Genomic DNA, 8,298 nt, shown 5'->3' on the forward strand with positions numbered 1-8,298 from the left:
GTGCGCATTGTTGTAATAATAATTATTAATAATTGTCAAAGATATACTTATTTCTGACATAGCAAACAAAAATTAAATAAAAAGTTAAAATAGTAACAAAAATATAATTTTGTAACGGAGTGATTTTCAGATAAATATTTGAATTATCTTCAAAATTGAAATAAAAAAGCAACTATTTATGAATTTTTAAATAGTTGCTTTCTAATATGTTGCGAATTTGATATAAATTACTTCAATTCAACTTTTATATGTAGTTCTTTCAATTGAGCATCGTCAATTGTAGATGGAGCATCAATCATTACGTCTCTTCCTGAGTTGTTTTTTGGGAAAGCAATAAAGTCACGAATCGTTTCTTGACCTCCAAGAATTGCTACCAATCTATCCAATCCAAAGGCTAATCCTCCATGTGGTGGTGCACCAAATTGGAAAGCATCCATTAAAAATCCAAATTGATTTCTAGCTTCTTCTTCTGTAAATCCTAAGTATTTGAACATTAATTGTTGCGTAGCTTTATCGTGAATTCTGATAGAACCACCGCCAATTTCATTTCCGTTTAAGACCATATCGTAAGCATTTGCGCGAACTTTTCCTGGATCTGTTGCCAATAATTCCATGTCTTCTGGTTTTGGAGACGTAAATGGATGGTGCATTGCGTGCCATCTTCCAGATTCTTCATCCAGTTCTAATAATGGAAAATCTACAACCCATAACGGAGCAAATTCAGCTGGATTACGTAATCCTAATCTTGTTGCTAATTCCATTCTTAATGCAGAAAGTTGCGCACGAGTTTTATCGGCTGGACCTGAAAGCACAAAAATCATATCACCAGCTTTTGCACCAGTAATTTCTGCCCATTTTGCTAAATCGTCTTGATCGTAGAATTTATCTACAGATGATTTATAACTTCCGTCAGCTTCACATTTTACATAAACCATTCCAGATGCACCAACTTGTGGACGTTTTACCCAGTCAATTAAAGCATCGATTTCTTTTCTTGTGTAAGCTGCACAATTTGGAGCGGCAATTCCAACTACCAATTCTGCTGCGTTGAAAACTGGAAATTCTTTATGTTGAGCAACTTCGTTTAACTCACCAAATTTCATATCAAAACGAATGTCTGGTTTGTCATTACCATAAGTTTTCATTGCGTAATCGTAGGTAATTCTTGGGAATTTCTCTACTTCAATGCCTTTTATTTCTTTTAATAAATGACGCGTTAATCCTTCAAATACATTCAAAATATCTTCTTGTTCCACAAATGCCATTTCGCAATCGATTTGTGTAAACTCGGGTTGTCTGTCGGCACGTAAGTCTTCATCACGGAAACATTTTACAATTTGAAAATATTTATCCATTCCGCCAACCATCAATAATTGTTTGAATGTTTGTGGCGATTGAGGCAAGGCATAAAATTGACCTTCGTTCATTCTACTTGGAACAACGAAATCTCTTGCGCCTTCTGGAGTTGATTTGATTAAATAAGGAGTTTCTACTTCGCAAAAATCTAAATCTGATAAATATTTACGAACTTCCATTGCTACTTTATGACGAAAAAGCAGTGAGTTTTTTACCGGATTTCTTCTGATGTCAAGGTAACGGTATTTCATTCTGATGTCTTCACCGCCATCTGTTTCATCTTCAATTGTAAATGGTGGCGTTAAAGCTGCGTTAAGAATTGTCATTTCTTTTACAAGAATCTCAATTTCTCCTGTAGCCATATTTTTATTTTTGGCTTCACGCTCAATCACGGTTCCTTTTACTTGAACTACAAATTCTCTTCCAAGTGTTTTAGCCAATTCGAAAACTGATTTTTCTGAACGACTTTCGTCAAATAATAATTGTGTAATTCCATAACGGTCGCGTAAATCAACCCAATTCATGAATCCTTTATCTCTTGATTTTTGAACCCAACCAGCAAGCGTTACTTCTTGATTGATATGTGAGGCGTTCAATTCGCCACAATTATGACTTCTATACATTTGGAATAATTTTTTTAGTACTTTGAATTTGACCTTCGGTCTTGGGTGCAAAAGTAAAAAACAAATATCATTATATAAGGTAAAATTGAATTGAAATTTTTTGTTAATATTTTGAATCACATTCAGAAAAAAAAGTACATTTGGTTCACAAAATTAATTTAAAAACAAAATTTATGAAAAATGTAGTGTTTATTTTCATTGCTTCTATATTTTCGAGTATCGGTTTTGCACAAGGAACTGTTTCGATTAAAGCAGATATTGCTAATAGAAACGGTGATATTTTATTTATCAAACAAGGCCGAATGATTGTTAAAGAAATAAAAGCGGATGAAAAAGGAGCTTTTGATGGTTCATTTGAAATCAAGAAGGATGGAATGTACACTTTATTTGATGGAGCAGAGTATGCAACTTTGTTTTTAAAAGGTGGATATGATTTGAAAATAAAAATGGATGCAAAAAAGTTTGATGAAACATTAACTTTTAAAGGTAAAGGTGCAGACGAGAATAATTTTTTAGCCCAACAAACTATCGAAGCTAGTAGTTCTGATGAGGAGAAATTGCTTGAAATGAATGAAGCTGATTTTACAAAAGCAATGGAAACAAAAAAAGCAACTAAAATTGCTACGCTTGATAAATCAAAATTAGATATTCTATTGGTTGATACATTAAAGAAGAATATTGATGCTGAACAAAAAGGTTTAATAGATTATTACAAAGAAACGCAAGCAAACAAAAAATTAAACAATACAGTTGCTCCAGATTTTGATTATTTAAATCATGCTGGTGGAAATGTGAAATTATCTGACTTAAAAGGTAAATATGTTTACATTGACGTTTGGGCAACTTGGTGTGGACCATGTAGAGCTGAAATTCCTTTTTTAAAGAAAGTAGAAGAGCAGTATCATGGAAAAAATATCGAATTTGTAAGTATTTCTGTTGATGTCTTGAAAGATTTTGAAAAATGGAAAACGTTTGTAACCGATAAAGGTTTAGGCGGAACGCAATTATTTGCAGATAAAGATTGGAAATCTGATTTTATTAGAGCATTTAACATTAACTCTATTCCAAGATTCTTATTAATTGGACCTGATGGTGTTGTGATTGATGCCAATGCAAGTCGTCCTTCTGATCCAAAGTTGGTCGAGAAATTTGATTCTTTATTGAAATCGTAAGAAAAGTTCTTTAAAAATTATATTGAAAACCCAACGTCTTAGGCTTTAAGATGTTGGGTTTTTTTATTGTTTTTATATTTCCAATGTTAAATTTTTGCCTAATGTTACCAAATTGTTAAGTGAAAGTTTGTATAGTGTAAATTAATTGTTACATTTGTTATGTTAATATGAATAATTTAAAAACCTACACTATGAAAAAATATGTAATTATGGCGGCGTTGTTGGTCTCAGGATTAACATTCGCTCAAGAAGGAAAACCAAAATTGGAAGAAGTTGATGGAATGGTAAAAGCTACTTATTACTATGAAAATGGTCAAGTTCAACAAGAAGGATTTTTTAAAGAAGGTAAACTTGAAGGAAAGTGGGTTTCTTATAATGAAAACGGATCTAAAAAAGCAATTGCAGAATATACAAACGGAGAGAAAACTGGAAAATGGTTTTTTTGGAGTGATAAATCTCTTGCTGAAGTAGATTACTCAGATGGTACTATTGCTTCTGTTAAAAGTTGGAATAAAGAAGCTATCGCTGATAAAAACTAGTTTTATTATTTAATTCAAATGAAAAAGGTTCATCTAACAAACTAGATGAACCTTTTTTTGTGGTATTAATTTAGAGAAAGTGTTTGTTCAAATTTGTAAATAGTTGATATTTCAATGCGCTGTAATAAAAAAGGTTCGTCTGGTAAAGACGAACCTTTTTGGTAAACTATTTTCTTGTTTCTTATTTGATAAGTACTTTCTCAGTATAAGTAGTTGTATCAGCAGTAACTTTGATAATATACATTCCAGATGATAAGTTATTAAGGTTGATTGATGATTCTGTATTAAAATCACTATTTACATTTGAGTAAACCGTTCTTCCATTAATGTCAATAACATTTATTGAAGCTTTACCAATAAAGTTGTTTATTCTAATATTCAATAAACCATTAGTTGGGTTAGGATATACTTTGAATAAATCTTCTTTTTCAAAACTATCAGTATTTAAAGCTGTACAGTTTGGACCTGGGGGAAAAGCAACAAAACTTTCTACTTGATCTCCACTATTATTGTTATTTCCTGATGATGCTCCAAGACCAACACCTCTTCTTCTAAATACTTCAGTAATCAAGCAATAATCTTGACCGCCAGTTGTAGCTTGATCTGCTGCAATTATCGCATCTCTACCTGCAACAATTCCTGGATTACATGGTTGTAATTTGATAGCGTCTAATACTAAACGCATTACTTTATTATTTCCACCAGTTCCTGTATAAACATTAGAATCAAAACCATATTTTTGAATATATGCCCAGTTTAGATCCCATAAAACTGTAGCCCAAAAATCTCCAATAACATATCTGTAACCTGTATTTGCTGGATCTGCAGGTATTGGCTCATTAGAATCATCAAAAGTTAATGGATTTACACTCATGTCAGTAGAATACTGATAACTTCTTAATCCTGTTCCATTTGTTGGTTGACTTAATGAGAATGTAGCAAGTCCTCTTGGAGTTGTTCCAACATCGCCTGATTTTAGTTGCATCATTAGTCCAAACCAGTCAGACCAACCTTCGCCCATTGCTTCGTAGTTATTTAAGCAACTACTGTTTCCTGGTCCACCAGCTAATCTTGTAGAAATACCGTGACCATATTCATGAGCAATAATTCCGTTATCAAAATCACCATCTGCATTTATAAATGGTGCCTCACCTAATTGGATTTTACCATTAACCGTTTCTAGTTTCATTCTAGCAATTAAAGCTTCACCAACTTCTTGAGTTACGCTTACTGCTGGAATTGTTACAGTAGCATCTGCACCAGACATACTAATTACACCAGGTACATTGTTAACAATAATTACTGCAGTTGCGCCAGCATTTTGAGCATTTTTTACTTTTTCAATAAAAGCACATGGAGCTCCGCCATTAGCTTCTGATGTTGATCTTCTTATTACGGTGATTTTTCCGCTAATTGCAGCAGCATTTACAGCAGGACCACAACCGTCTGCATTATCTGTTTGTCCAACATCTGGAGTTCCGTCATCATACAAAACAAAATTAGATTGAATCATCGCTGGAGCTATCGGAATTGGCACATTACCTGGCGAAAATCCATTATCTCGTGCTTGTCTTGGACCCGAAAAATCTGCTGGTGTATTGATAAATATTGGTTCAATTGGAGCAGCAACGTTCCATAAAAACATCTGCATTCTTGGACTTTGTCCGTCTATTGGTGTTGAAAAGTTTGCATTATTTAAATTTTGTGGATTTAAAGAAGCACCATCTTGTGCGTCAGCATTTACTGGATCTCCAAAAACATTAGTTACTCCACCTTTACCATAATTATTTCTTTGAAAATTACCATTAACTTCATTAAAACCATATTGATACCATACATCGTGCATCATGTTATTCATGTAGAATAAATTGGTAGTTGCTGCATTTAAGTAACTTGATGGTTGGGTACTTGTTCCACCGTAAGGGAAATCAAAGTTTAAAGATGCTCCTCCATTTGGCGAAGTTCCAGTTCCGTTATTTCCGTCTAAATCATCTTGTGCGTGCACATTATTTCCTCTTGTAATTGTGAATTCGTTTCCTACAGCACCATTGGTATCATGCCATCCGAAAGGAGATGCTACTACATTGTGAGGATTTGTAATTAATTGTCTAGCAATGTGATTAGGACTTTCGTAGTTATATGGAATAACTCTATAAGAACCAGATTGTACTTCTAATAAACTTGATGTCGTTTCTTTAAATAAGTTAACGCTAGCAGTAGTTTCTACTAAAGAAGAACAACTTGCACTATGGTTATGATTTTCACCAAAAGCACATGAAATTACCATGTCGTTTTTCTCTAAAAGTTTACCATCTAAAGCATCAATTCGAACATGCCAAAGGTGTTGGTGTCCTGGAATATCAATAACATAATCCCAAGCTAATCTTAATTGATTGTCTTGAGTTAATTGATATACTAATTCTGCAGTAATTTCGTCTTCTGAATTATTAGAAATTCTAAAATTTTTGAATTCTTTTGTTTCTAAAATTGTATTGGTATTTGGTGAAGTAATGTTCAACAAACTTTTAGCACTAAACAATCCTTCAAGTACAGATAAAGTAGGTGTTGTAGTATTAACTTTAGTCGCGATATTTGGAACAAACTGGTTGTGAATGTTGATTACTTCATCATTTTTAACCCAAACATTGGCAACAGCATTGAAAATTTCAATTCCTTGATGTCTTTGTTTTAGGTAATAATTATGAATATTGGTACTTTCTGATGTTGCTTCACTTTCAATAATCCAATCATTTACATCTGCACTTGTAAGTTCTAACTTGGTTAAGTTAGCATTAAGGTAAGTTTGTATTTTACTTCTTGTGGCTTGAGAAAAAACCGAGCCCGAAATTAATAGAAGTAGTAATAGATAGTTTTTTTTCATTTTGGTATAGTTAAATTATGGTTAGCAAACTTAATTTAATTTTTAAGTTTATGCAATTTTTTTATTGAATATCAGATTTTTAACTTTTGTTTGATTGAATAGTTTTGAATAATTCTAAAGCTTTTCCATCGGTTAACATCGATACATAATGGCAAATGTGTTGCAATCTGTCGTACACTGTTTCTTTTTCATATTGATAACGTTCTGGTAACAGTTTCAATATCAAGTTATCGTAATTGCTTGCTGTTCCGTTTGCTTTCTTAATGTAAGCATCACAAAACGTATCTAATAAGGTATTGATGATTTTATAACCCATAATTTCTTTATGAATTACTTCCTTACTTTGATATACGTTTTTTACACTGATTTGGATGATGTCATTCATTTGAGCTTTGTATTTACTCTTGTCGGTTATTGCGTAAGGAAATTCGCCATTTAAAATGGCTTCTTCGTTTTCAATAAAAACATTCACCGCATCATTGATTAAATTTCCAATGGCCAAAGCACGCAAATAACTAATTCGGTCTTCTTTTGTAGTGAGCGAATTGTATTTACTTGTATCAATTGAATCTTTGACCAATTTTATCAAATATTCCAAAGCAAAATCTTCCGAAACTAATCCAAGATTTATTCCATCTTCAAAATCGATTATAGTATAACAAATATCATCGGCAGCTTCAACCAAATAGGCGAGTGGATGACGTTCATAACCAATATCATTACCCGATTTATTTGGAATCATTCCCAATTCGGAAGCAACTTCTTTAAAAAACTCTTTGTCTGATTGAAAGAAACCGTATTTTTTATCGGCGATATTTTGGGTTGGTTTTTTTGGTAAACTTTCTTTCGGATATTTCATAAATGCACCAAGAACGGCGTAAGTCAATCGGATGCTGCCTTCAATTCCGGGACGCGAACTTGTTAAAACTGAAAATCCGTTGGCGTTTCCTTCAAAATCGATTAAATCTTGCCATTCTTTATCCGATAATTGGTCTTTGTATTTTTGTCCGTTTCCGATAGAGAAATATTCGCCAATTGCTTTTTCTCCTGAATGTCCAAATGGCGGATTTCCAATATCGTGCGACAAAGCTGCAGCAGCAACAATAGCTCCAAAATCATTGGCTTGATAACCATGAATTTCTTTTAAATGCGGATATTTCTCAATGATTTTTTTTCCAACTAATCTTCCTAACGAACGTCCAACCACCGAAACTTCTAAACTATGCGTCAATCGTGTGTGCACAAAATCAGTTTTGGACATTGGAATAACTTGCGTTTTATCTTGCAAACTTCTAAAAGCCGCCGAAAAGATAATTCGGTCATAATCTACTTCAAAACCCAATCGCGTGTCGTCTTGTTCAATTCGTAGACGCTTTCCTTTGTCGCCTTGTCGTTTTAAAGATAAAAGTTGTTCCCAGTTCATGTTTTAATGATTAATTATTGCGAATATAATCATTAAAAAAACACAAATGAGTTGAGAATTAATAATATTTTGTCTAAAATATTTTATAAACAATTCCTAATAATACAAACCTTTCTTGTAGATTATAGGAAAAATTTGAAGTAGAATAATCTGAAACAAAACTATCTTCATATCGTTTAATATTCAATAAATTTTGTCCTTTTAAATATGTTTCTAAATTATACTTTTCAAATTTGTGTGTAAATTCGAAGTTTAGAAAGTTGTAATTATTGTCTTTTAATGTATTTGGTACAAAGGTTTGAAG

At 32.6% G+C, this 8,298-nt stretch carries 5 protein-coding genes and 1 pseudogene; 2 read left to right on the plus strand and 4 right to left on the minus strand.

Annotation, left to right across the window (positions count from 1 at the left end; all coding sequences use genetic code 11):
* Nucleotides 1–227: 227 nt before the first annotated feature.
* A complete protein-coding gene (aspS, locus tag DIU01_RS08640; RefSeq protein WP_290833525.1) occupies nt 228–1,979 on the minus strand; it encodes an aspartate--tRNA ligase in 1,752 nt (583 codons plus the stop codon).
* Between the two features lie 173 nt (nt 1,980–2,152).
* On the opposite strand from aspS, the gene DIU01_RS08645 reads away from it, so the two are divergent.
* Nucleotides 2,153–3,151, plus strand: coding sequence for a TlpA disulfide reductase family protein (locus DIU01_RS08645; protein ID WP_290833527.1), 999 nt, complete (start codon nt 2,153–2,155; stop codon nt 3,149–3,151).
* A gap of 191 nt (nt 3,152–3,342) precedes the next feature.
* Entirely contained in the window at nt 3,343–3,690 is a 348-nt protein-coding gene (locus DIU01_RS08650) for a membrane-binding protein (RefSeq protein WP_290833529.1), read from the plus strand.
* A gap of 181 nt (nt 3,691–3,871) precedes the next feature.
* Here the strand turns inward: DIU01_RS08650 and DIU01_RS08655 are convergent, their stop codons facing one another.
* From DIU01_RS08655 to DIU01_RS08665, 3 genes and pseudogenes are all read right to left on the minus strand, one after another.
* Nucleotides 3,872–6,571, minus strand: coding sequence for a T9SS-dependent M36 family metallopeptidase (locus DIU01_RS08655; protein WP_290833531.1), 2,700 nt, complete (start codon nt 6,569–6,571; stop codon nt 3,872–3,874).
* A gap of 79 nt (nt 6,572–6,650) precedes the next feature.
* Complete coding sequence (locus DIU01_RS08660) at nt 6,651–7,994, minus strand: deoxyguanosinetriphosphate triphosphohydrolase (RefSeq protein ID WP_290833533.1); 1,344 nt, start codon at nt 7,992–7,994, stop codon at nt 6,651–6,653.
* A gap of 73 nt (nt 7,995–8,067) precedes the next feature.
* A pseudogene (locus DIU01_RS08665) lies at nt 8,068–8,298 on the minus strand (hypothetical protein); the annotation flags it as partial.

It is taken from the genome of Flavobacterium sp. (genome assembly GCF_003525665.1).
In the GTDB taxonomy this organism is placed as follows: Bacteria; Bacteroidota; Bacteroidia; order Flavobacteriales; family Flavobacteriaceae; genus Flavobacterium.

Bases quoted from the DNA above. Each gene is read 5' to 3' on its own strand.
- aspS (WP_290833525.1), bottom strand. From the start codon at position 1,979: ATGTATAGAAGTCATAATTGTGGCGAATTGAACGCCTCACATATCAAT.
- DIU01_RS08645 (WP_290833527.1), top strand. From the start codon at position 2,153: ATGAAAAATGTAGTGTTTATTTTCATTGCTTCTATATTTTCGAGTATC.
- DIU01_RS08650 (WP_290833529.1), top strand. From the start codon at position 3,343: ATGAAAAAATATGTAATTATGGCGGCGTTGTTGGTCTCAGGATTAACA.
- DIU01_RS08655 (WP_290833531.1), bottom strand. From the start codon at position 6,571: ATGAAAAAAAACTATCTATTACTACTTCTATTAATTTCGGGCTCGGTT.
- DIU01_RS08660 (WP_290833533.1), bottom strand. From the start codon at position 7,994: ATGAACTGGGAACAACTTTTATCTTTAAAACGACAAGGCGACAAAGGA.